This window comes from Bacillus sp. FSL R5-0820 (assembly GCF_038593385.1).
GTDB lineage: Bacteria > Bacillota > Bacilli > Bacillales > Bacillaceae > Bacillus > Bacillus altitudinis.
The window spans coordinates 1,290,099-1,315,056 of record NZ_CP151991.1; the positions used below are offsets into that span (position 1 = coordinate 1,290,099).

Genomic DNA, 24,958 nt, shown 5'->3' on the forward strand with positions numbered 1-24,958 from the left:
GGCTGAATGTTTCAGCTATTAGTGTGCAGAAGGGAGCATGATGATCACGGTTGTTCCTTTATTCACTTCGCTCTCGATATCGATTGTCCCCCCATACATCGAAATGATTCGTTTACACACAACAAGCCCAAGACCTGTTCCTTTTTCCTTCGACGTAATAAAAGGGAGGAAGATATGTTTCAGCATCTCTTCTGGTATACCTTCACCTGTATCTTTCACTTTTATGATGACCTGTTCTTTTTCAGCCTCAATGACAATCTTCAAATGACCGCCATTTGGCATCGCTTCTAACGAGTTTTTCGCTACATTCAATACCACTTGTTTAATGTGATCCTTCGTGCAATACACGCCAACATCTTGAATGGTATTGATTTGCAAATCAACCTCGACATTATAAAGGTTCGCCTCAGAAAATACAATTGGCATGATCTCACTGACAATTTCTTTCACAGAATTATTTTGCCACTTTTCAGCCGTTGGTTTTCCTAGCACAAGAAACTCACTGACGATTTGGTTAATCCGTTTAATTTCTTCCTCGATGACAGAAAAATAAAGCTGATCCTCTTCTGAACGATACTTCTTTTGCAAAAGTTGAATAAACCCGCTAATGCCTGTTAATGGATTGCGAATTTCATGGGCTGTACTTGCCGCGAGTGTTCCAATGAGTTCAAGTTTTTGTGCTTCATTTTGGTGGCGTTCCTGCTGGGTTTGTCGTCTTAAAATGATATATTGGACGAGTGTAAATAAGATATTTAAGAGAATAAATGCACTGGATAAAGGAAACAGCATCACAGACAGTACTTCACTTGTTGTCGCACGCTGCGGAAAAACCTCCAGCTTCCAGCTGTTTTCATCTAAATATGTAGACACGGTACTATCACTTTCAGATGCTGGCTGTGGACCACTTGTAAACACAACGTCTCCATTTTGATTCAGCATCTTAAAATGAAGCTCTGGGTTTAATACATTCATAATATTTCTTAAATAATCAATTTGAATCGCAGCGACTAGCACATCCGTGACTTCGTCGTTTTCATTCAAAACAGGGACACAAATGGAGAGAATCCGCTGCTTAGTAATGCGGCTTACATAGTTATCTGTGATGACGGTCTGTTTTGTGACTTGAATACGTTTAAAGTAATCTCTAAATGACAGGTTGATTTTTTCCTTTAATGGTGTGGTGCTGGCTGTGACATTTCCTTTTTGGTCTAGGAGATACAGGCCTGAAAAACGAGGTTCTTGTTTATAGATTTTCTCTAGGATGTTTTGTACTCTTTTCGTTTCAAGCGGCTGGTCAAATCCCATGGCAAGGGAAGTTAATCTTGCTTCTGTTTCACTGATTAAATAATTCATTTGGTTTTTGTGAATATTTAACATAAGTGTAGCGGTTTGTTTGTTTTTTACATCAATTTTCTCAGTTTCTTTTTCGTAGATAAAATAACTAATGATGAGGGTTGGAATCACGACCAAAATAAGGTAAAGCTTGATCTTCTTCCAAAACCCTTTCAGTATACTCATGATTCATCGCTCCAACGTATTACCTAATAGACTTATTATAGCATTGAACCTATCTTTATTACGATGACTTGTGAGATTTTTAAAAAATTAGGTGATTCGTTCTGGTCTCTTTTTCATGCTAAAAATGGTTCAACATGTTGACATTTTACTTATTGTTTATTAATGTCACATTAGTGGGTTGCATTTCATAAAGGATGATAAAAAATGGAAAATCATAATGTTGAGAAATCTTTGAAATTATTTATTGTACTATCACGTGCCTATCGCTCCATTAATCACCACATGAACAAACATATTGTGAAGCACGGTCTGAATCCGACTGAATTTGCTGTATTAGAATTGCTGTATCATAAAGGTGATCAGCCGCTTCAGCAAATAGGTGATAAGATCTTACTCGCAAGCGGAAGCATCACGTATGTGGTTGATAAATTGGAGAAAAAAGAACTCCTTAGCCGGAAAGCTTGTGCAGAAGACCGCAGGGTGACATTTGCACATATTACGGAGCAGGGAAGAGCGTTGCTTGATGACATCTTCCCAGATCATGCAAAAGAGATTCACGAGATGATCAGTGTGCTTAGTGAAGAGGAGAAGGATGCCTGCATCGATATGCTCAAACATGTAGGACTGCGTGCCAAGCATTTATATGACCATAAAGAATAAACAAAGGAAGCCGTTGGCTTCCTTTTTAGTATGTAGAGTAATCCTCGCATATGGTGTCAGTCCTGCGCACCGATAAACGACAAGAGCTTTCAAACGCGCTCATAAGAAAGACAAAGGACTAAAATAAACATCATTTTAGCCCTTTGTCATGATCTGAAAGGAAGCTGCTGGCTTCCTATTTATTTTGCTTTTTTCTCAATTGGCAAAATAAGAACTTCGACGCGTCTGTTTTTACTTCTGCCTTCTGCGGTATCGTTAGAGGCAATCGGTTTAAATTCACCGTAACCTTTTGTGCTAAAGTTCTCTTGGTCTAGGTTGCTGTTTTCAAGGAGAATATTTAAAAAGTTGACCGCACGTATGGCGCTTAAATACCAGTTGGATTCAAATTCAGAATTCCGAATCGGAACGTTATCTGTATGTCCGCTAATGACGATGTCACGAGCAGGGTTAATGACGAGCAGCTTGGATATTTCTTTGGCTAACGGAACATCCTGCGAGCGGATCACCGCTCGCCCAGAATCAAAGAAGATGCTGTCTTCAATTGTAATAAGCAGACCTTCATCCGTCAGCTTTGTTTCAAGCTTCGAACCAAGTTTTTTATCCGCAATGAATGAATCTACTTGCTTTTTAACCTTTGTTAAAACCGCTTGGTCACGAGCTTTCGCTTTTGCTTCTTCTTCTTCTTCTTCTGCGGATTTTTTGGTTTGATTGCTGTTTTCTGTTTCTTCGGTGCTCTGCATGCTTGATTGGTCCATTACGCCAGTGCCGCCAGTAAAGACAACATTAAACGATTTAGCCATCTGTTCATATTTTGCCGCATCAATGGAGCTAGATGCAAACAGCACAATGAAGAGGGCGAGAAGAAGCGTAAGAAGATCGGCGTAAGGGATCAGCCAAGACTCATCTACATGGTCTTCATGATCATGGTTTTTACGTTTCCTAGCCATTCTGTTTTTCTCCTTCTTCAATGACAAGATTTGCACGTTCTTTTGCTGGTAAGTACATCAGAAGTTTTTGCTCAATGACCTTTGGAGACTGGCCTTCAAGGACAGAAAGAATCCCTTCAATCATAATGAGACGAAGCTTTACTTCTTCTTTTGATTTACGCTTCAGCTTGTTGGCAAATGGATGCCACAACACATACCCTGTAAAAATCCCAAGCAGTGTGGCGACGAAGGCAGCACTGATCGCATGTCCAAGTGCTTCAATGTCTCCCATGTTTGCAAGTGCGGCAATAAGTCCGACAACGGCACCAAGTACCCCTAGAGTCGGAGCGTATGTACCAGCTTGTGTAAAGATTAATGCGCCTGACTGATGTCTCTCCGACATGGCATCGACTTCTTCTGTTAAGACGTCGCGAATAAATTCAGCACTTTGACCGTCAACCGCCATGCTTAAGCCGTTCTTTAGAAAATCGTCATCGACTTCCTCAAGATTTGCCTCTAATGCCAAAAGACCTTCACGACGAGCAATTTGTGCCCAGTTTGAAAATAGAGGAATCATTTCTTGTATCGTTGGAAGCTTGCTATCTTTGAAAATTTTGCCGAATAATTTTGGTGTTTTCTTAATTTCACTAGATGGGAAGGCAATGACAACAGCTGAAATTGTCCCAACCACAATGATCAATATAGCCGCCGGGTTGATAAGAGCGGTTAGACTCACACCTTTCAAAACCATACCGACACTCAGTGCAATAAATGCTAAAATAATACCAATTAACGATGTTTTGTCCATTATCTCACCAAATCCTTTAACTATCTTTTTCTATAGTTAATATCGGTGTCTTCTAGAAGGGTTTTAGTCAGAATATAAAATTAAGACAGTTTATGTGAAGAAATTTTGACGAAAGCGCTTTCTGAAAGCCATAAAAAAAGAAACTCCCTCATATAAAAGGGAGTTTTCAGCGTGTAGCCAAACCCTCGCATTCTTTGTCAGTCCTGCGTGCTGGTGCTCACGAATGTTACATTCGCTCCGCGCCAGTACTCGTCCTTCCTAGGGCTGCAAAGGTTTTCTATCACGCTGAAAAGAAGACACAGGGCTAAAATCAAGTTCATTTTAGCCCTGTGTCAACAATCTGGAAACTTCATCTTTTTTGAGCTGTTTCATCTAAGAGCAATTCTTTTAATTTTTCTTCATGTATGATTTTGATCAAATCGTAGTTCCAATTGATCATGTGATCCATGTGTTCCACCTCTTTTTCTTTTATCGTAAAGGAAAAGAGGCGGGGGAGCGTCGGCGCTCAGATGGAATTTAGACACTGCCACATGATGGAGCTGAAGATCCTCCTTAGGATGTACTTAGCTCTTTTTCACAACAATTTCGTCATGTTCAACATCGACTGTAAATCCAGTAAGTTGTTCTTCTTCAAGCAAGATGTCCGTCATTTGATCCTCAACATGCTCTTGAATCGTTCTTCGTAACGGACGAGCCCCAAATGCTGGATGATAACCAAGTTCAGCGATTTTTTCTTTCGCTTCGTTTGTGACGTGAACAGTTAGATTTTGTTCTTTTAACTGCTCTGACAAATCTTTGAGCAGAAGATCCACAATTTTGACTAAATCGTCTTTATCTAATGAATCAAACTGAATGATGCTGTCAAAACGGTTCAAGAATTCCGGTTTGAAATAAGCGCTCAGTGAATCAATCAATGATTGTTCTTCGATGGCTTCTTTTTGTTCAGACTGGAATCCGACTTTGACCGCTTTTTTATCTGTGCTGCCAGCGTTACTTGTCATAATGATGACTGTGTCTTTAAAGCTGACGGTTCTGCCTTGGCTGTCTGTTAGACGGCCATCTTCCATGATTTGAAGGAACATATGCTGGACATCAGGGTGCGCTTTTTCGATTTCATCGAGCAAAATGATGCTGTATGGTTTTCTGCGAACTTTTTCCGTGAGCTGGCCGGCTTCATCATGTCCAACGTAACCAGGAGGAGAACCGATGATTTTGGACACGGAGTGTTTCTCCATGTACTCACTCATATCTAAACGAATGATCGCTTCTTTTGAGCCAAATAATTCTTCCGCTAATGTTTTAGACAATTCGGTTTTCCCGACGCCTGTTGGCCCAACGAAAAGGAAGGAGCCAGTTGGTCTGTGTTTTGATTTTAAGCCGGCTCTGCTTCTTTTTACGGCTTTCGCCACTTTTTCAACCGCATGTTCCTGACCAATGACGCGGGCTTTTAAGCGCACATCAATTTCTTTCATTTTTGTTTGTTCGTCTGCTTGCAGTTTGCCGACAGGGATACCTGTTTTTTGTTCTACAATCGACTGAATGTCCTCAGCTGTGACGACATGTTCTTTGACATTTGTTTTGTTTTGCAATCTCGCTTCAATCGCTTCTTCTTCGTCTCGAAGCTTCGCTGCTTTTTCATATCGTTCTTCATTTAAAGCAGCTTGTTTTTCAGCGGCAATTTGCGCAAGACGGTTTGTTAATTCATCTTCACTTACTGCATCAATGGAGAGATTCGCTTTTGAACCTGCTTCATCCATTAAATCAATGGCTTTATCTGGCAAGTGGCGGTCTTGAATATACCGCGAAGATAATTGAACACACGCTTTAATGGCTTCGTCAGAATAGGTGACACCATGATAGGCTTCATACTTATCTTGAATGCCTTTTAATATCTCGAATGCTTCATCCTGTGTTGGCTCATCAACGATGACGGGCTGGAACCTGCGTTCAAGGGCAGCATCTTTTTCAATTTGACGATACTCTTTTAATGTTGTTGCGCCTACTAGCTGCAGTTCCCCTCGTGCCAGAGCTGGTTTTAAAATGTTTCCGGCATCCATTGACCCTTCGGCAGAGCCTGCGCCTACAAGAAGATGAATTTCATCAACGAATAAGATGATATTTTTACGGCTTTGCAATTCTTTGATTAATTGCTTCATCCGTTCCTCAAATTGACCACGTACACCTGTGTTTGCCACAAGTGAAGAGACATCTAATAAATAAACTTGTTTGTTCTTTAATTTATTTGGTACATCTCCATTTGCAATTTTTAGTGCTAGTCCTTCGGCTATGGCCGTTTTACCAACACCAGGTTCACCAATGAGGACAGGATTGTTTTTATTTCTTCTATTTAAAATCTCAATGACTCTTGTGACTTCTTCATCACGGCCAATGACAGGATCGATTAAACCAGCATGTGCGCCATCCGTTAAGTTCCGGCCAAGCTCGTCTAGCAAGCCTTTTTGTTTAGGCTGCTCTTGGCTCGTCGCATGTCCTGCTTGCTCAGAGAAGAATGAGCTGCCTCCGAAAAGGTTAGGACCCATTTTCATTTTTGACTGTTCCATCAAAGAGGTATAGCAGTCTTCACATAAAACCATTTGGCTACGGGACGAATTTACTTGCATATTCAGGCGAATTGTTGCTTCATTTACTTGACAATGTTGACAACGCATGAGCCAAGACCTCCTTAAAATAAAGTTTGACTTTATTTGACCAATGAATGTTAAATAAAATGGTCTGTTGTTTGACCATCTTTGACTATAGTATACTCTGACCTATTTTGACTTTCAACTGTTTTGCTCATCGCTGAATGAAAAATCCTTTTTTGCATTTAATCATGGTTTGTCCTTCTTTTCAAGGAACTTGTCTCATAGGATAAAAAAGAGACAATCGAAAGTGATGGGTGCGGAGGGGTCATATGAAACGTTCAAATGAATCCGCTTTTCAGCTTGCCTTTGTATATGTAGGAACAGTGGTTGGAGCTGGGTTTGCGACAGGAAAAGAAATCGTAGAATTTTTTGTTCGTTTTGGCTGGATTGGATTGATCGGGATTTTGATTAGCGGTGTTATTTTTACCGGCCTTGGCGCAAAAATGATGCTGATTTCCAAACGAATTGAAGCGGAGTCTTATCAAGATATGAATCGGTTTTTATTTGGAGCTGCTGCGAGTCGATATATTAACATCGTCATGTTTTTTATATTACTAGGTGTGACGTCAGTGATGATTTCTGGCGCAGGCGCTATTTTTGAAGAACAACTTGGCATCTCAAAAGAATATGGTATTTTTTTAACGATTATTTTAAGTGTCATTGTCCTTTTTAAAGGGTCAAAAGGGTTATTTGGTGTCAATGTACTTGTCGTTCCAATGCTGATTTTCTTTTCGCTGATTGTGTTTCTAGACTCATTTGTGTTTAGTAGCGGTGAAAGCCACGTCCTGGGGCTGCAAATGGGAGAGGGCGAATGGATGTTGTCTGCGATTTCATATGGTGCATTTAATTTAGCGCTGTCTCAAGCCGTATTAGTGCCGGTCGCAAACGAAATGACATCCGAAGCCGTGATAAAAAAAGGAGCGGTGCTTGGGGGTCTGATGCTGACACTCATTCTGCTCGCCTGCTTTTTATCCCTTTCTTCATTAGAAATGCTGGAAGCGTATGATATTCCGATGGCCCAAGTGGTGTATCAAGTCGCAAACTCCATTCATCTCGTCTATTTATTCGTGATCTTCGGTGAAGTCTTTACATCTGTTATAGGGAATTTATACGGTCTCGAAAGGCAAGTGAGGGCGTATATCCGATTGAACAGTATGTATACGATATCCTTTATTCTGCTTTGCTGTTATGTGATCAGTAAAATTGGATACGGCACACTCATTTCAACGGTTTACCCTGTTTTTGGCTATGTCAGTATCTTTTTTATCCTCTTTCTTTGTCTGAAAAAAGTGCCTGCATCACGTGATAAGTAAAGAAGGGATAGCTTGTACACCAATTATGTGGTACACTATCCTCTGTGAAAATTGAACAAAAATCCGTGAAAACGGGAGAGGTTCTAGCAAAACCCTCTATAAAAAACTAAGGACTTGCCGTATCCTTGGATGTGGCATTTTTTATTTTTTATGGCTGGGACACCTCATACACATGTAAAGGTGTCTTTTCTTTTGAGAAAAATAGGGGTTTTCATGAACCTTTCAGATGCAGCTTTGTGCGGTGGTACGGGTCTGCAAAAGGAGGAAAAGGAAAATGAAAAATGAAAAAGCGGTCGTTGTCTTTAGCGGGGGACAGGACAGTACGACATGTTTACTATGGGCACTTCAACAATTTAAAGAGGTTGAAACGGTAACCTTTCATTATAATCAGCGTCATCAAGAAGAAATTGATGTCGCCAAAAGAATTGCTGACAAGCTAGGTGTGAAAAATCATCTATTAAATATGTCTCTTTTAAATCAGCTTGCACCAAATGCCTTAACAAGAGATGACATTGATATTGAAGAAAAAGAAGGAGAACTGCCTTCCACATTTGTTCCGGGGAGAAACTTAGTTTTCTTATCCTTTGCATCCATTCTTGCGTATCAAATTGGAGCACGTCATATTATCACGGGTGTGTGCGAGACAGACTTTAGCGGCTACCCAGATTGCCGAGATGAGTTTGTGAAATCTTGTAACGTCACGGTGAATTTGGCAATGGAAAAACCATTTGTCATCCATACGCCGCTCATGTGGCTGAATAAAGCTGAAACGTGGAAGCTGGCTGATGAACTGAATGCGCTAGATTTTGTGAAAAATGAAACACTCACTTGCTATAATGGCATCATTTCTGATGGCTGCGGGGAATGTCCTGCATGTAAGCTTCGGAAAAATGGCTATGACACTTATATGGACATGAAGGAGGCGAACTAAATGCTTTCTCAAATCTATCCACAGACGAATCACCCTTTTTCGTTTGAATTAAATAAAGATATGCATGTATCGGCAGCCCATTTTATCCCGAGAGAAGATGCTGGCGCTTGTAGCCGCGTACATGGTCATACGTATACGATTAACATTACGATTGCAGGAGATCATCTAGATGATTCAGGTTTCCTTGTGAATTTTAGCACGCTAAAAAAACTCATTCATGGACAGTACGACCATACACTGCTCAATGATCATGAAGAATTCTCATCAAATGATCCATACGCGATGCCAACCACTGAGGTTGTCGCAAAGACTGTGTATGATAAAGTGGCCGCATATTTAACGACTTTAGCGAACAAGCCGACATGTGTTCAAGTTTTTGTCAGAGAGACACCAACAAGCTACTGCATTTACCGTCCGAAACGAGTTGATCTCAATGACTAAAGCGATTCCTGTCTTAGAAATCTTTGGTCCAACCATTCAAGGAGAAGGAATGGTCATTGGCCAAAAAACCATGTTTGTCAGAACGGCTGGCTGTGACTACTCTTGCAGCTGGTGTGATTCATCTTTTACATGGGATGGATCAGCTAAGCATGATATTCAGTGGCTTCAGGCAGAGGATATTGTAAAAGAGCTGAAGAGAATAGGTGGAAAGGCATTTTCTCATGTCACCATTTCAGGTGGGAATCCTGCGCTTTTAAAACAAATGGAATCACTTATTGATTTATTGCATGAAGAAGGAATTGATACGGCGCTTGAAACGCAGGGAACGATGTATCAAGATTGGTTTTTGAAGATAGATGATTTAACCATTTCTCCAAAGCCACCAAGTTCTAATATGAAAACCGATTTCACGAAACTAACGCGTATCATAGATGAATTGAAAAATGGAAACAGGTTGCATCATGCAAGCCTGAAGGTCGTGATCTTTGATGATCTTGATCTAGCCTATGCAAAGGATGTTCATGCGAAATACCCAGAACTCCCCTTTTATTTGCAGGTGGGAAATGATGATACAACAACAGCTGATGATGCGTACTTATTAACGCACTTATTAAAGAAATACGAAATGCTTGTAGATCAAGTAGCGCAAGATCCTGATTTGAATCGTGTGAGAGTCCTACCACAGCTGCACACGCTATTGTGGGGAAATAAACGAGGCGTATAGAAAGGAAGAGACAAAATGACGACAAGAAAACCAGAAGAATTAGAAGGTGTCACTTTACTAGGAAACCAGGGGACGAATTACTTGTTTGACTATGCACCACAAGTGCTTGAAACGTTCCCGAATAAACATACGAATAGAGATTATTTTGTGAAATTCAACTGCCCAGAATTCACATCACTTTGCCCGCAAACAGGGCAGCCAGATTTTGCGACCGTGTATATCAGCTACATCCCAAATGAAATCATGGTCGAAAGTAAATCATTAAAATTATATTTGTTCAGCTTCCGTAACCACGGTGACTTCCATGAGGATTGTATGAATATTATCATGAACGACCTCATTGAATTAATGGACCCAAGATATATCGAAGTATGGGGCAAATTTACACCAAGAGGCGGTATTTCAATTGATCCGTACACGAACTACGGAAAACCTGGGACAAAGTATGAAGAGATGGCATCGTATCGTATGATGAATCACGATATGTATCCAGAAACGATTGATAATCGCTAATTAATAAGAAAAGACATGCGGATGACATGTCTTTTTTTATGGAATAGATCATCATGGCGCATAAAAAAAGAGAAGAGTCATGTCACTCTTCTCATACCAATAGGAATAGAACTTGCTAGGACGGCTGGGGGCTACCAGCTCGTATGTATAGTATACACGACAGAACGTATGTTTGTAAAGGTGTATCGTGCTTTTATTCTTGATATATTTACTTTAAGATAAAATTGAAATGAGCGAATGGAAATGGGGGCGTTTGTGTTGGCAAACAAAGAAGACAAAACAGAGAAGCTACTGATGGAATTAAAGGAAGAGCTTCAGATGCTTGAACATCAAAACAAAGAACGATATAAATGGAGTGCCTCCACATTACTTGGAGTGATCGCCCTTTTAATTGATAAAGGCGTGATAACACCTGAAGAAGTTGACATGTACAAAACAAAAGCGGAAATGCAAACCTTTCACGCGCAAAAAGACTGACGCCACTTTATATGGTTGTCAGCCTTTTTCATATGTGATTGTCAAAAGAGAACAGAGCTGTCACACGAGTCAGCTTTGCTGTGTATATCCTTATGTAACGGTAGTCTGAATTGAGGATTGCAAATTAATGTACGGAGTCTTTGATGATTTTATAGTTTTTATGATTAACGACTGTTAGTGAATCCAGTTCTAAATCTCTATAGTTGTCCATAATGGTGACATCCACAATAACAGAGTTTTCATTCACTTTTTCAACTACACCTGTTAAACCATTTCTAAATTCGATCACATTCCCAATTTTTGCAATCTTCAACCGATCCCTCTCCTTTAAAAACAGATTTCATTCCCTATTAAAAAGTATTTTGCAATATTTTCATACCAATGTAAAGGATAAAGACGTTTTTCTTTCGTTTTCGTTGTACGCTTTGAAAACGAATGGTATATTTAATATTTGATCAAGGCTGAAAAGGAGCGGTTTTTTTGACTGAAGAACACATCAACACAATACTAGAATCATTACGGAATGGAACTGAAAAACAAGTGACCATTCAAAAGGATGATTTTTTAACATTTCGTTCTGTATTGGTCAATCAAGATGATTTTAAACATTTTCGCGGAATCGCCAAGCATGGTGGAGATGTTATTTTTGAATATCTTAAAGAAGCAAGAAGCTAAAGCTTTTTCTCATTCATGAGAAAAAGCTTTTTATTTTGGTTCTTTTGTCACACTTCAAACCAGCTTGATACATATGAAAAGAAAATGTAATAACCCATAATCAGGAGCATAAGGATGATTATAGGCTAAAAAGAGACTATGTTAAACGCTTACATTACCAGTTCATGCGTATTTCAACTAGGACATGCCATTTAATGACGGAATTTGGACAGGCATGAAAATCTTTGTGCGTGAAAATAGAAGAAGCTCTTGTTAGAGTGGACAAGTATCTTACAGCCTACATTGATTAAAGGAGGAATGAGGCGAATGATCAAAATTCATACAGCTCTTTTTGCCATCCTTATGCTCATCTCAGCGATCAAGATGGACAATATACAAGAGCAAGAAGGCACATTAAGTCAGAAACTTGGACAAGCACCTGTAAAGCATCAGCTTTCATATATAGATCAAGATGAAAAGCATACCGTGATCCCAGCGTTTTCAGAGGAGAAACATCAGCCTAAAGTGAAAATGCTAAGCACGTCAACAGAGGAAAAGGCATCAAAACCGAAGCCGAAGCCGAAGAAAAAGGAAACGGCAAAGCCAGCAAGCTCAAGAAATCAATCACACTATTCTAATGAAGAAATGGACTTGCTTTCTCGGTTGGTACATGCCGAAGCAAAAGGTGAATCTTACGCCGGGAAAAAAGCGGTAGCAAGCGTCGTCTTAAACCGCGTAGAACACCGCTCTTTTCCTGACAGTGTCAGAGGCGTGATTTATCAGCGAAATGCCTTCCAGCCCGTATCAAATGGAAGTATCAATGATAAGGCAGACCAGGATTCCGTAAAAGCTGTGAAGCAGGTTGTCAAAGAAGATGACAGAACAACAAAGGCGATTTATTTTTATAATCCAAAAACGGCGACAGATAACTGGATTCGTTCTCGTAAAATTGTAGAACGCATTGGCCGTCATGTGTTTGCAGTGTAAAGAAAAGCAGCGATCAATCAGTCGCTGTTTTTTTGTCTTCAATTATTAAAATATTTTCAGGACTTGTCTCATAGAATGTGAAAAGAATTTGCTTTTAGACAAGGGGAGGCTACATGAATCGATTTGTAAAAGGGGTCATTCTGCTATCTGTCGCAGCTTTCATTGCTGAGTGTATCGAGTTTTTAGTCAATATGATTTTAGCGAGAGAGCTTGGAGAACATGGAATGGGTTTATATATGAGCATCCTTCCCATCATCATGCTTGTGCTTGTGATCGCCAGCTTAGAGCTGCCAGTCTCCATTTCTAAATTCATTGCAGAATCGCATGAGCGGCTTCATAAAAGTATGCTTCGCCATGCATTTAAAATGACGCTTGTGGTGACATGCACAACAACGGCAATAGCAGCCATTGTACTGCCTTTCATTCCTGTATTTCAATCGTATCATCCGCTGATGAAGGGCTTGGTTCTGTCACTTATTCCGATCATCGCATTTACTTCCATTGCACGCGGCTATTTTATGGGCAAGCAGCAAATGGGCAGAATTGCTCTTGCCAATATGCTGAAAAAAACGATCCAGCTTATCTGTTTGTTTTTGTTTTTTCATTGGTATTCGTTTGATATTGAAACAGCGGTGCTTATCGCGATTGGTGTGATTGTTGCAAGTGATCTCGTTGTCTTTATCTATTTATATTCCCAATACGTCATGGCAAAAAATGCTGTGAATGTCAGATCGGTTGAGTTAAGAGGGATTGACGTCAGAAAACGTTTGTTAGCAGTCTCCATTCCGACAACAGGTATGCGTATCTTTCATGCCATTGCCAATGCGATTGAACCGTTTTTAATCAAAGGAGCCCTCGTTGCAGCGGGCATTTCTGGTACGCTTGCTGTTGATCATTACGGAATGCTTGCTGGCGTAGCGATGTCGATTGGTTTTTTTCCGGCGTTTATCGCTCATTCCATTATGATTGTGATGATTCCGAATGTATCAGAAGCCTATGCCTTGGGGCAGTATGATCTCGTGAAAAAACGTGTCAGACAAGCGATTCTCATTACGTTTGGATACGGGGTGCCAGCGGTGATGATCATGTATTATTTCGCTTATCCGCTCACGCAGCTCTTTTTTGACTCACCTCAAGCAGCCGTCTACTTGCAGCTGCTATGGCCTTACTTCTTATGTCACTTGTTCGTGATGCCGTTTCAAGCGTGTTTAATTGGTATGGGTCTCATTAAAGATGTGTTCCTACATAATATATGGGTGCACGTGGTGTCGTTCTCTATGGTGTATTTCCTAGGATCCATCGAATCCTTAAATATGATGGGCGTTATCTTAGGAATGAACACGGGGATGCTGCTATTAACGGCTTTGCATTATGCGACGATTTGCAAGGAACTCGGCGTCTCCATGTTTCTTACATTGAAAAAAGCTTGAATGTCATGTGCAGCTAGCGGGCAAGCTATAGGAAAATCAGGAAGGAAGATGCTGATGAATCGTAAATATCTACCCGCCAGTCTTCTCATGATGACCCTTCTTTTATTTCTGATGAGCATAGAGGCTGAAGCAAAAGAGCCTGTAATGGCGCCGAGGATAGAAGCTCCTACATTAACAGGTGAAACGCAGGTGATCCCGGTGAAAGGGAAGCGGACCATTCTGCATTTTTGGACAACGTGGTGCCCGTCCTGCAAAATGGAGCTGCCAGCCTTTGAACAGATCGTGAAAGAAAATCAAAGTGATGTAGACATACTAACTGTGAATTTACTTGGTGCTGAGCAAAGCAAGCATGCAGTTGCTCAATTTGTGAAAGACAGAAAGTTCACATTTCCGATCGTTCTCGATGAACACGGAGAAATGATGAAGAAATACCAAATCATTACGATCCCGACGACCTTTTTCATCAATGAAAAGGGTGAAGTGGTCAAAAACCATGTAGGTCCGCTGACGAAAAAACAAATCAAAGAGTGGACAAATTCGTAGAACACAAGCTTTCTGTAAAGAACCAATGGGCGATCCGTTGGTTCTTTTTTGTGTTCAATTACCTTTCAGATGAATAAAATGTGCTCAGAAAGAGGAAGAAATGTCGGACACTAATAATGATAATTATTATCAAAAAGAAATTATAATAATTATTAATTGAAAATTGATCAGAACCTGTTATAATGAGTTACAGACCTATAAAAAGCTTGAAATAGCAGAAAATATAGATGATAAACGGAACGGGCAACGATTGATAATGTGAAAATCATTATCAATTAGAGAGGAGAAAGTAATCATGAATGAGAATACAGCACTTTATCAAACGACAGATCAAAAAGGATCCAACTCGCTCTTTCAAAAATGGGCACAGCACGGAGAATTAATCGCAGCAGGCATTTCGGGGATTCTCATCTTGATTGGATGGTTTCTAAAGGATGAAACGATGTGGAGTATTCCTCTTTTCATTCTTGCTTTTGTTATTGGTGGTTTTGCAAAGGCAAAGGAAGGAATTGAAGAAACCATTTCATCCAAGACATTAAATGTAGAACTTTTAATGATATTTGCTGCGATAGGCTCAGCGATCATTGGCTACTGGGCAGAGGGCGCCATTTTAATTTTTATTTTTTCGCTTAGCGGTGCGCTAGAAACGTATACGTCAAATAAAAGTAAAAAAGACTTAACGGCTTTAATGAGTATCGCTCCAGATGAAGCCACTTTAATTGAAGAAGATGGCACCACCATCCAAATCGCTGCTTCTTCACTTACGCCAGGCGACCGTATTTTAATCAAAGCGGGCGAACGAATTGCAGCAGATGGTGTGATCATGAGCGGAAGAACAAGTGTAGACGAATCTGCCTTAACGGGTGAATCGGTGCCTCAGGAAAAAGGGCAAGGGGAAGATGTGTTTGCAGGAACAGTGAATTTAAATGGTTCATTAACAGTAGAAGTAACAAAACATAATGAAGAAACACTTTTTCATAAAATCATTAAGCTTGTGGAATCTGCACAAGAAAGTGTATCGCCAAGCCAAGCATTTATTGAAAAATTTGAAGGTGCATATGTAAAAGGTGTACTCATCACTGTGGCGATTTTAATGTTCCTGCCTCATTTTGTACTTGGCTGGAGCATGAGTGAAACGTTTTACCGTGCGATGGTGTTTATGGTGGTTGCTTCGCCTTGTGCACTTGTTGCCTCAATTATGCCAGCAGCTCTTTCACTCATCTCAAACGGTGCAAGAAACGGTATGCTTGTAAAAGGAAGTGTCTTTTTAGAAAAACTGGGCACAAGTACGATGATTGCATTTGATAAAACGGGTACGATTACAAGTGGAAAACCAGCTGTTGAAAAAGTAGTTTTGGCAAAAGGGCAAGATGAATCGACCTTTTATCAAGCGCTCTATCAAATTGAAAGTCAGTCAAACCATCCATTAGCTAAAGCCATTTCTGATATGGCAAAAGAGCATCATACAGAGCGGGCAGCCCACGTAACCATTGAAGAAACATCAGGTTTTGGTGTGGAAGCACAATTAAATGAGGACACATGGCGGATTGGGAAGAAAGATTTTGCCGGAAAAGCTTCAATGGATCGTGACATTGAAGAGAATGGTGATGTTCTTTCATCCAAAGGATATACAGTTGTCTATGTTCAAAAAAATCAAGAAGTTGTCGGCTGTCTCGGTTTGAAAGATCAAATCAGACCTGAAGCCAAAAAAATGATTCAGGAGCTGAATGATTTAGGCATCCAAACCGTCATGCTCACAGGGGATCAGCAAAAAACAGCTGAAGCGATTGCAGAGGAAGCAGGCATCCAAACCGTTGTCGCTGAATGTCTTCCAGATGAAAAGGTACATGAAGTCAATCAACTGAAAAAACAAGGTGATTCGATCATTATGGTCGGAGATGGAATCAATGATGCACCTGCACTCGCCACAGCAGATGTTGGCGTCGCAATGGGCGGAGGTACAGATGTTGCTTTAGAAACAGCAGACCTCATTTTAATGAAAAATAACTTAAACAATCTAACAAAGATGATCCGTCTTTCAAGAAAGATGAACCGAATCATTAAACAAAACATCATCTTTTCATTAACAGTTATTTGTTTGTTAATCTGTGCGAATTTCTTACAAGTTCTTGATTTACCTTTTGGTGTCATTGGGCATGAAGGCAGTACGATTTTGGTTATTTTAAACGGACTTCGTTTGCTTCGTGCTTCTTAAGCAAATCACAAAAGCGCACTGGCTTTAGGTCAGTGCGCTTTTGTGCGAAATACAGTGAAAACTGATACAATAGATCAGTAGTCAAACGTGTGAGGAGGATCACGATGAATCGAATGAAAAACTTGTCTTCTTGGCTTAAGAAAAAAGACATTCAAGGTGCATTTATACATACAAAGGAGAATGTATTCTATCTATCTGGATACTTCACAGAGCCGCATGAAAGAGTGATGGGGCTGTTTGTTTTTGAGGAAGCAGATCCATTTTTCATTTTGCCTAAGATGGAAGTTGAGCAAGCAAAAAATGCGGGATGGGCTGGAGATCTCATTGGATATGAAGACCATGAAAACCCCTTTGATTTCATACAAAAGGCACTAGGAAAACGAGGAGTAAAAGCGACTCGCCTAGCGATTGAAAAAGAATCCATTCCTTTGCAAAGAGCAGAGCAGCTTCAAGCTGTCACTGGGGCAGAAACATTCGTCCGGGCAGAAGATGTGCTCAATCAGCTAAGACTAATTAAAGACGAAGCTGAAATTGAAACATTGAAAAAAGCTGCTCAATTGGCAGACGAAGGCGTCAAAATTGGGGTTCATGCCCTAAAAGAAGGGGTGACGGAAACCGAAGTTCTTGCTGTCATCGAATATGAACTGAAGAAAAAAGGCATTCAGGGCATGTCCTTTTCAACCATGGTACTATTCGGAGAAAAATCAGGAGAACCTCATGGAAATCCGGGGCAGGCAGCCTTGAAAAAAGGTGATTTTGTTTTATTTGACCTCGGCGTGATTGTGGATGGCTATTGTTCAGATATTACAAGAACCTTCATCTATCAAGAAGCGTCTGAACAACAAAAGGATATTTACAACACCGTCTTGAAAGCCGAATTGGCAGCACTTGATATGAGCCAGCCGGGTGTGAGAATTGGTGACCTTGACTTAAAAGCAAGAGGGCTGATTGCAGAAGCAGGATATGGCGATTACTTCCCGCACCGTCTAGGGCATGGACTCGGGGTTTCTGTTCATGAGTTCCCTTCTATGAGTCAAGCAAATGATGACCTTCTAAAAGAAGGGATGGTCTATACGATTGAGCCGGGTATTTATGTACCAGGAGTCGGCGGGGTTAGAATTGAAGACGATGTTCTCATTACAAAAGATGGCCCAGTCACCTTAACCAATTATCCAAAAGAGTTGACGATCATCAAGTAATGAAAAAAATCACGATGAACGTCCAAGTATTGGGAGCGTCATCGTGATTTTTTTGTCACTCTTTGCGATCCTTATCAACAAAAAAATCATCAATTGATTGAAACGGCTTGATTTTATGTTCTTTTCCTAAAGGATGTAGTGCGAATCGAGCAGAAAACAAAATAGTCAAACATAATATGATCCATATGATAATACCCATCTTGAATTCCCCTTTCCACCCAGTGATTTGTTCAGCTCACATACATCTTAAAGTATGAAACGCTTACCATATCAAGAGAAAGTAGGAGAAAAAATGCCTAACATAAGGGATATTGCGAAAAGAGCGGGTGTATCGGTTACCACCGTATCACGAGTGATGAATGATCATCCTTATGTCAAAGAAGAAAAGCGAGAGCGCGTACTTAGTGCGATGAAAGAGCTCAAATATACACGGAATATTCAGGCGGTGCATTTAGCAAAGGGCTATTCCAATATGCTTGGAATTGTGCTTCCGACAATTGATCACTCCTATTTCAGCGGAATTGTCACAGGGATTGCAGAGAAAGCACAGGAGTGCGGAATGCATTTTGCCTTGTTTCAAACAGGATATGACCCATTAAAGGAAAAAGAAGCATTAATGAGCTTAAAAGAGCAGCGTGTGGATGGTTTAATCTTTTGCTCAAATGCGTTAAGTGATCGAGACATTTTAAAGTGGCAGGAATCTGGTCCTATTATCTTTTGTCATCCTACTCCGCATGATCCATGTTCATCGGTATCAATTGCGCATGATCAGGCTTTTAAGGAAGGGCTTGAACACTTAGCGGCATGCGGTCATGAGCGAATCGCAATCGTTCTTGCTAGAACAGAAGGGGAGAACAGCCAAGTTCGCATTCAGACTTATCAAGAAATGATGCGGTCGCTTGGGCAGGACATTGATGATGAATGGGTCATTGAAGGAAAACTGACCATTTTTGATGGCAAGCAATTATTTACAGAATGGAAAGAGATGAAAAATCGTCCGACAGCCTTACTGATTACGAACGATGATGTATCAGCAGGTTTTTTACTAGAAGCACAGCGTCACCAAATAAACGTTGGAGAATCACCAGCCATACTTGGCTTTCAAAACGATCAATTGAGTGAAGCATTGGGGATTTCTAGTATAGGCATTCCCCTCAAACAAATGGGGCAGGAAGCATTTGACTTGTTCAAGCAAGCATTACAAGGTGAGGCACCAGAAAAAAGGGTGCTGTCATATCGACTCGTTGAGCGCACAACGACTATTTTGAAAAACAATCGTTGACGCACGTTTCATCTGTTTTGTACGATAAGAAGGATTGAATAAGAAGGAGGTGGGGATGTTCATGGAATCCTTCACCGTTGATAAAGCGTTAAATAATAATGTCATCATCGCAAAACACCCTTCTTTAGGCGAAGTGGTCCTGATTGATAAGGGGATCGGCTTTGGGAAAAAATCGGGTGACGTTCTCGATCAAGCGGCATTTGAGAAAATGTTTGTGTTAAAGAATACAAAAGAGCAAACAGAATACAAACAATTGCTGCACCACATTAATGAGGACATGATTGAGCTTGCCAATGACGTCATTTATCATATACGAGAAAAAATGGGGCATCGTTTAAATGAGCATATTCATATTGCACTGACAGATCATATTGCCTTTAGTTTTAAACGAGTTAAGCAAGGCTATGATATCACCAATCCTTTTATGCTTGAAACGAAATCCTTATACCCGAAAGAATACGAGGTCGCAAAGGAAGTCGTGGAACTGATAAATGCGCGGCCAGATGTTGAAACGAAGCTGCCCGAAGGAGAAATTGGGTTTATTGCGCTCCACATTCACTCTGCTTTAACGAACCGGCCTTTATCCGAGGTCAACCGTCATTCGCAGCTCATGACACAAATGGTCCAAGTCATAGAAGATGCATTTCATATGAAAGTAGATAGAGAAAGTATTCATTATTTACGCTTACTGCGCCATATTACGTTTTCGATTGAGCGTATTAAACGGGAAGAATCATTAGAGGAGCCAGAAAAGTTGCTTCATCTATTGAAAAATGAATATCCTTTATGCTACAATACTGCTTGGAAAATGATCAAAATTTTGCAACATGCATTGAAAAAGCCTGTACAAGATGCCGAAGCTGTCTACTTGACACTTCACCTGTACAGATTGACGAATAAAATTTCATAGTTTCCTTGAAACGTGTAACTGATTCGATCAGGCATGAGTGACTTAAGGTAAATACAGGATAAGATCCTGTTATTTGCGCAACCTTATATCACCATGCCTTTTTTGTGTTCTGAAAGTGAAATGTAAACGGTTAATTATGAAATGTACGTCAATATGTGATTGAAATGTATGTTGTAAGCGAAAACAAAAGGAGGTTCAACCAGTGTTTAAATCACTTTTTGGTGTGTTGCAAAAAATTGGACGAGCACTTATGCTTCCAGTTGCGATCCTTCCTGCTGCTGGTATTTTACTAGCACTCGGAAATGCGATGCAAAATCCGCAGCTGATTGATGTCGCTCAATTTTTAAGCAATGATACAATTCAGCTTGTTGCTAGTGTTATGGAGAATGCGGGGAATATTGTCTTCTCGAATCTTCCACTCCTATTTGCTGTAGGGGTTGCCATCGGTCTTGCCAATGGAGACGGTGTGGCAGGGATTGCCGCGATCATCGGTTACCTTGTCATGAACGTAACGATGAGTGCCGTATTAATGGCCAACGGTTCCATTCCATCCGATTCAATCAAATTGGCTAAGTTCTTTAAGGAAAGTCATCCAGCGTATGTGAATATGCTCGGCATACCGACCTTGTCTACCGGCGTTTTTGGCGGGATTATCGTCGGGGTATTAGCCGCTTATATGTTTAATAAATTTTACAAAATTGAGCTCCCGCAATATCTTGGTTTCTTTGCTGGTAAGCGTTTTGTTCCAATCGTCACTTCGATTTCAGCACTTATTTTAGGGCTTTTGATGCTCGTCATTTGGCCGCCAATCCAAGGTGCACTGAACTCATTTTCAACAGGACTGCTTGCAGCGAATGAGCCGCTGGCTGCCTTTGTATTCGGTGTCATTGAACGGTCATTAATTCCGTTTGGTCTGCACCACATATTCTACGCACCATTCTGGTATGAATTTTTTAGCTATAAGAGCTTATCAGGAGATATTATCCGTGGTGACCAGCGTATTTTCATGGCGCAAATCAAAGATGGTGTTCAGCTGACAGCTGGGACATTCATGACAGGGAAATATCCGTTCATGATGTTTGGACTTCCAGCAGCAGCACTTGCGATTTACCATGAAGCCAAACCTAAGAATAAAAAACTTGTAGCAGGAATTATGGGGTCAGCGGCCCTTACTTCTTTCCTAACAGGGATCACTGAACCGCTTGAATTCTCATTCTTGTTTGTTGCACCGATATTATTTGCGATTCACTGTGTATTTGCTGGATTATCCTTTATGATAATGGATATTCTAAACGTGAAAATCGGGATGACCTTCTCAGGAGGGTTAATCGACTTCTTCCTATTTGGTATCCTGCCGAATAGAACCGCTTGGTGGCTTGTTATTCCAGTCGGTCTCGTACTGGCTGTCATTTACTACTTCGGATTCAGATTTGCGATTCGCAAGTTTAATCTGAAAACGCCAGGACGAGAAGATGAAGCAGCTGACGGTGCAAGCAGCGCTCAATCTGGAAAAGGCGATGACTTACCTTATGAAATTCTTGAAGCAATGGGTGACCAAGAAAACATTAAACACCTAGATGCTTGTATTACGCGTTTACGTGTCACTGTAAATGATCAGAAAAAAGTGGATAAAGACCGCTTGAAAAAGCTTGGCGCTTCAGGTGTCCTTGAAGTCGGGAATAACATCCAGGCCATCTTTGGACCACGCTCTGATAATTTAAAAACACAAATGCAGGACATTATTGCAGGGCGCACACCTCGACCAGCGAAAGACCCTTCTGCAAAAGAAGAAGTCAGTCAGCAGGTTGAAGAAGTTATTGCAAAACCGCTTCAAAACGAACAAGGGGAAGAAATGTTTGCTTCACCAATTACAGGGGAGCTGCATCCAATTACAGATGTGCCAGATCAAGTATTCTCAGGGAAAATGATGGGTGACGGTTTTGCTATCTTGCCAAAAGAGGGAACAGTGGTTTCACCAGTAAGAGGAAAAATCTTAAATGTGTTCCCAACAAAACACGCCATCGGCCTCCAGTCTGATGGTGGACTTGAAATCTTGATTCACTTCGGGATTGATACAGTCAGCCTCAAAGGAGAAGGATTTGAAGCATTTGTACAAGAGGGAGATCAAGTAGAAATCGGTCAAAAACTTTTAGAGGTTGATATTGATAAAATTAAGTCAGAAGTACCATCTTTAATGACACCAATTGTATTTACAAACTTAAGTGAAGGACAATTTATTGACCTTCAAGAATCCGGTGAAATCAAAGCTGGCCAAGAAAACATCATGAAAATTTCAAAATAATTTTCATAACTGCCGTTCTTGTTAGATGACAAGCTCGGCAGTATGATATAATATTGTGGATGTATGAAATGTATAAAAAGGAGATTGATAAAAATGGCTCAACAAACATTCAAAGTAACTGCAGATTCTGGAATTCACGCACGTCCTGCAACAGTTCTTGTACAAACTGCTAGTAAATATGATGCTGATATCAACTTAGAATATAATGGTAAAACAGTGAACCTGAAATCTATTATGGGTGTAATGTCTCTAGGAATTGCGAAAGGTGCTACAATCACAATCTCTGCTTCTGGTTCTGATGAAAATGATGCACTTGCTGCGCTAAAAGACACAATGAAAAGTGAAGGCCTAGGCGAGTAATGCAACAACTGAAAGGAATCGGTGCTTCAGCAGGCGTTGCGATTGCAAAAGCATATCGTCTAGAAGAACCAGATTTAACAGTTCACCAAAAAGACATCAATGATCCAGAGACAGAAGTGAAACGCTTTGAAGAAGCAATTCATGTTTCAAAGCAAGAACTTGAAGCAATTAAAGAGCATGCGCTAAAAGAACTTGGCCAAGATAAAGCGGATATTTTTTCTGCACACCTTCTTGTGTTAAGTGATCCAGAGCTGCTCAACCCAGTGAAGGATAAAATCACATCGGATAAAGTAAATGCTGAATTTGCTTTAAAAGAAACAGCAACAATGTTTGTTACAATGTTTGAAGCAATGGACAATGAATACATGAAAGAACGTGCAGCGGATATTCGCGACGTTACAAAACGTGTCACTGGTCATTTGCTAGGCGTTGACATTCCAAACCCAAGTATGATTTCTGAAGAAGTCATTATCATTGCTGAAGATTTAACACCTTCTGATACAGCTCAGCTGAACAGACAATTCGTCAAAGGTTTTGCGACAGATATCGGTGGTCGTACTTCTCACTCAGCGATTATGGCAAGATCAATGGAAATCCCAGCAGTTGTTGGAACAAAAGAAGCAACAAAAACGGTGAAAAACAATGATCTGATCATTGTTGATGGTATTAGCGGAGACGTCATCATTCAGCCTTCTGAAGATGAAGTGAAAGCGTATCAAAAAAAGCATGAAGACTACTTAGCTCAAAAAGCGGAATGGGCGAAACTTGTTGACCAGCCAACGGTCACAAAAGACGGCGTTCACGTAGAGTTAGCTGCGAATATTGGAACACCTGAAGATGTGAAAGGTGTACTTGAAAATGGCGGCGAAGCAGTTGGATTGTACCGTACAGAATTTTTATACATGGGCAGAGATCAGCTCCCAACAGAAGAAGAGCAGTTCGATGCGTATAAAACCGTTTTAGAGAAGATGGAAGGCAAGGCTGTGGTTGTCCGCACACTAGATATTGGTGGCGATAAAGAACTTCCTTACTTGCAGCTTCCAAAAGAAATGAACCCGTTCCTTGGCTATAGAGCGATCCGCCTTTGCCTTGAAGAGCAGGAGATTTTCAGAACACAGCTACGCGCGTTACTTCGTGCAAGTACATATGGAAACTTGAAAATCATGTTCCCTATGATCGCGACGTTATCAGAATTTAGAGAAGCAAAAGCTATTTTACTTGAAGAAAAAGAAGCATTGGTTGCTGCTGGTACAGAAGTATCTGATTCCATTGAAATCGGAATGATGGTAGAAATTCCATCAACAGCTGTTATCGCAGATCAATTTGCAAAAGAAGTAGATTTCTTCAGTATTGGAACAAATGATTTGATTCAATACACAATGGCTGCTGATCGAATGAACGAACGAGTGTCTTATCTTTACCAGCCATACAATCCAGCTATTTTACGCCTCATAACGCTTGTGATTGAAGCAGCGCATAAAGAAGGTAAATGGGTTGGCATGTGCGGTGAGATGGCAGGAGATGAAATCGCAATCCCGCTCCTACTTGGATTAGGATTAGATGAATTTTCAATGAGCGCAACATCGATTCTTCCAGCAAGAACGCAGTTAAGCAAGCTTTCTAAGGAAGAAGCTGCATCATTTAAAGAGCATATCTTATCACTGAGTACAACTGAAGAAGTGGTTGATTTCGTGAAAAAAACGTTTCAACATAACTAGGTGATGTAAACCAGACAGGTCAAACTGTCTGGTTTTTTTGTCGAATTTTATCATAATCAGTCATATCGCTTGCAGAGAAGGGCATCCTAACATAAAAAATGGAGGTGACCAGTTTGTCTTTCTCTGACTATAAGCCAGGTGATCAAGTATATGTCATTTATCGAAATCCACATGCAGCCAATGTTGCACAAATTAAAGAAGCGGAAATCGTTTCACACCCTTACAATGAACAAGAGCTTGCGCTATTTCTACTTGAAACATATCACCCATTAGCCCCTGATGATGCCGTATTTCCAACATACGAAGAAGCAGAAGCCCTTTATCAAGATCTATTTGAATAAGGGAGATTTTAGAAAGAATAGAAGCCATCCTGAGAGGTTAAAGTAACGGTATGAACCTATA

The 24,958-nt window shown here is 40.5% G+C and carries 24 protein-coding genes and 1 riboswitch; of the genes, 19 read left to right on the plus strand and 5 right to left on the minus strand.

The features are described from left to right. Window positions 1-18 precede the first annotated feature (18 nt). Window positions 19-1,518 carry an ATP-binding protein gene (locus NST15_RS06590; RefSeq protein WP_008346092.1) on the minus strand — a complete coding sequence of 500 codons (1,500 nt, stop codon included), beginning with the start codon at window positions 1,516-1,518 and terminating at the stop codon, window positions 19-21. Window positions 1,519-1,722: 204 nt separating this feature from the next. On the opposite strand from NST15_RS06590, the gene NST15_RS06595 reads away from it, so the two are divergent. Next, window positions 1,723-2,178 (plus strand): MarR family transcriptional regulator, encoded by a 456-nt coding sequence (locus NST15_RS06595; protein ID WP_003211701.1) that lies wholly within the window; start codon window positions 1,723-1,725, stop codon window positions 2,176-2,178. A gap of 179 nt (window positions 2,179-2,357) precedes the next feature. Here NST15_RS06595 and motB read toward each other — a convergent pair whose 3' ends face one another. From motB to NST15_RS06610, 3 genes are all read right to left on the minus strand, one after another. After that, window positions 2,358-3,125 carry a flagellar motor protein MotB gene (gene motB / locus NST15_RS06600; protein ID WP_342498953.1) on the minus strand — a complete coding sequence of 256 codons (768 nt, stop codon included), beginning with the start codon at window positions 3,123-3,125 and terminating at the stop codon, window positions 2,358-2,360. Beyond that, on the minus strand, window positions 3,118-3,912 hold the full coding sequence (gene motA / locus NST15_RS06605; RefSeq protein ID WP_008346088.1) for a flagellar motor stator protein MotA: 795 nt from the start codon (window positions 3,910-3,912) through the stop codon (window positions 3,118-3,120). The genes motB and motA overlap by 8 nt, the downstream gene beginning before the upstream one ends. Before the next feature lie 563 nt (window positions 3,913-4,475). Next, the gene (locus NST15_RS06610) at window positions 4,476-6,581 is read right to left on the minus strand and encodes an ATP-dependent Clp protease ATP-binding subunit (RefSeq protein ID WP_342498954.1); all 2,106 of its coding nucleotides are present in this window, start codon (window positions 6,579-6,581) and stop codon (window positions 4,476-4,478) included. Between the two features lie 245 nt (window positions 6,582-6,826). On the opposite strand from NST15_RS06610, the gene NST15_RS06615 reads away from it, so the two are divergent. The 6 genes from NST15_RS06615 (at window position 6,827) to NST15_RS06640 (ending at window position 10,956) form a co-directional block, all read left to right on the plus strand. Further along, a complete protein-coding gene (locus NST15_RS06615) occupies window positions 6,827-7,870 on the plus strand; it encodes a hypothetical protein (RefSeq protein WP_108611227.1) in 1,044 nt (347 codons plus the stop codon). A 71-nt stretch (window positions 7,871-7,941) separates the two neighbouring features. Next, window positions 7,942-7,986, plus strand: a riboswitch (PreQ1 riboswitch). Between the two features lie 158 nt (window positions 7,987-8,144). After that, the gene (queC, locus tag NST15_RS06620) at window positions 8,145-8,801 is read left to right on the plus strand and encodes a 7-cyano-7-deazaguanine synthase QueC (RefSeq protein ID WP_235655701.1); all 657 of its coding nucleotides are present in this window, start codon (window positions 8,145-8,147) and stop codon (window positions 8,799-8,801) included. Continuing rightward, window positions 8,802-9,242 (plus strand): 6-carboxytetrahydropterin synthase QueD, encoded by a 441-nt coding sequence (queD, locus tag NST15_RS06625; protein ID WP_108611225.1) that lies wholly within the window; start codon window positions 8,802-8,804, stop codon window positions 9,240-9,242. It abuts the gene before it with no gap. Then, window positions 9,235-9,966 carry a 7-carboxy-7-deazaguanine synthase QueE gene (gene queE / locus NST15_RS06630; RefSeq protein WP_008348085.1) on the plus strand — a complete coding sequence of 244 codons (732 nt, stop codon included), beginning with the start codon at window positions 9,235-9,237 and terminating at the stop codon, window positions 9,964-9,966. Before queD ends, queE begins: the two co-directional genes overlap by 8 nt. A 15-nt stretch (window positions 9,967-9,981) precedes the next feature. Next, window positions 9,982-10,479 (plus strand): preQ(1) synthase, encoded by a 498-nt coding sequence (queF, locus tag NST15_RS06635; protein WP_003211403.1) that lies wholly within the window; start codon window positions 9,982-9,984, stop codon window positions 10,477-10,479. A gap of 258 nt (window positions 10,480-10,737) precedes the next feature. Beyond that, window positions 10,738-10,956 (plus strand): hypothetical protein, encoded by a 219-nt coding sequence (locus tag NST15_RS06640; protein ID WP_035700544.1) that lies wholly within the window; start codon window positions 10,738-10,740, stop codon window positions 10,954-10,956. Window positions 10,957-11,080: 124 nt separating this feature from the next. Here NST15_RS06640 and NST15_RS06645 read toward each other — a convergent pair whose 3' ends face one another. Further along, on the minus strand, window positions 11,081-11,269 hold the full coding sequence (locus NST15_RS06645; protein ID WP_003211747.1) for a DUF2187 family protein: 189 nt from the start codon (window positions 11,267-11,269) through the stop codon (window positions 11,081-11,083). Window positions 11,270-11,436: 167 nt separating this feature from the next. Between NST15_RS06645 and NST15_RS06650 the strand changes: the two genes are divergently transcribed. The 12 genes from NST15_RS06650 to NST15_RS06705 all read left to right on the plus strand — a co-directional run bounded on the left by NST15_RS06650 (window position 11,437) and on the right by NST15_RS06705 (window position 24,897). Continuing rightward, window positions 11,437-11,631, plus strand: coding sequence for a hypothetical protein (locus NST15_RS06650; RefSeq protein ID WP_008348081.1), 195 nt, complete (start codon window positions 11,437-11,439; stop codon window positions 11,629-11,631). 306 nt (window positions 11,632-11,937) lie between these two features. Beyond that, window positions 11,938-12,597, plus strand: coding sequence for a cell wall hydrolase (locus NST15_RS06655; RefSeq protein ID WP_074042066.1), 660 nt, complete (start codon window positions 11,938-11,940; stop codon window positions 12,595-12,597). Between the two features lie 113 nt (window positions 12,598-12,710). Next, window positions 12,711-14,027 carry a polysaccharide biosynthesis protein gene (locus tag NST15_RS06660; protein WP_017359440.1) on the plus strand — a complete coding sequence of 439 codons (1,317 nt, stop codon included), beginning with the start codon at window positions 12,711-12,713 and terminating at the stop codon, window positions 14,025-14,027. 54 nt (window positions 14,028-14,081) lie between these two features. Beyond that, window positions 14,082-14,570: an endospore biogenesis thiol-disulfide oxidoreductase StoA gene (stoA, locus tag NST15_RS06665; protein ID WP_047946017.1), complete on the plus strand. Its 489-nt coding sequence runs from the start codon at window positions 14,082-14,084 to the stop codon at window positions 14,568-14,570. 295 nt (window positions 14,571-14,865) lie between these two features. Further along, window positions 14,866-16,785, plus strand: a complete 1,920-nt coding sequence (locus NST15_RS06670) for a heavy metal translocating P-type ATPase (RefSeq protein WP_017367132.1) — start codon at window positions 14,866-14,868, stop codon at window positions 16,783-16,785. Window positions 16,786-16,889: 104 nt separating this feature from the next. After that, window positions 16,890-17,984, plus strand: coding sequence for a Xaa-Pro peptidase family protein (locus tag NST15_RS06675; RefSeq protein WP_342498955.1), 1,095 nt, complete (start codon window positions 16,890-16,892; stop codon window positions 17,982-17,984). Window positions 17,985-18,276: 292 nt separating this feature from the next. Beyond that, window positions 18,277-19,266 (plus strand): LacI family DNA-binding transcriptional regulator, encoded by a 990-nt coding sequence (locus tag NST15_RS06680; protein WP_110487276.1) that lies wholly within the window; start codon window positions 18,277-18,279, stop codon window positions 19,264-19,266. A gap of 55 nt (window positions 19,267-19,321) precedes the next feature. Further along, the gene (locus NST15_RS06685; protein WP_017359435.1) at window positions 19,322-20,176 is read left to right on the plus strand and encodes a transcription antiterminator; all 855 of its coding nucleotides are present in this window, start codon (window positions 19,322-19,324) and stop codon (window positions 20,174-20,176) included. 202 nt (window positions 20,177-20,378) lie between these two features. Then, the gene (ptsG, locus tag NST15_RS06690) at window positions 20,379-22,478 is read left to right on the plus strand and encodes a glucose-specific PTS transporter subunit IIBC (RefSeq protein WP_017359434.1); all 2,100 of its coding nucleotides are present in this window, start codon (window positions 20,379-20,381) and stop codon (window positions 22,476-22,478) included. 93 nt (window positions 22,479-22,571) lie between these two features. Beyond that, window positions 22,572-22,838, plus strand: a complete 267-nt coding sequence (locus tag NST15_RS06695) for a phosphocarrier protein HPr (protein ID WP_003211078.1) — start codon at window positions 22,572-22,574, stop codon at window positions 22,836-22,838. Beyond that, the gene (ptsP, locus tag NST15_RS06700; protein WP_008348058.1) at window positions 22,838-24,556 is read left to right on the plus strand and encodes a phosphoenolpyruvate--protein phosphotransferase; all 1,719 of its coding nucleotides are present in this window, start codon (window positions 22,838-22,840) and stop codon (window positions 24,554-24,556) included. Before NST15_RS06695 ends, ptsP begins: the two co-directional genes overlap by 1 nt. Window positions 24,557-24,654: 98 nt before the next feature. Further along, window positions 24,655-24,897: a transcriptional regulator SplA domain-containing protein gene (locus NST15_RS06705; protein ID WP_034657834.1), complete on the plus strand. Its 243-nt coding sequence runs from the start codon at window positions 24,655-24,657 to the stop codon at window positions 24,895-24,897. The last annotated feature ends 61 nt before the right edge of the window (window positions 24,898-24,958 follow it).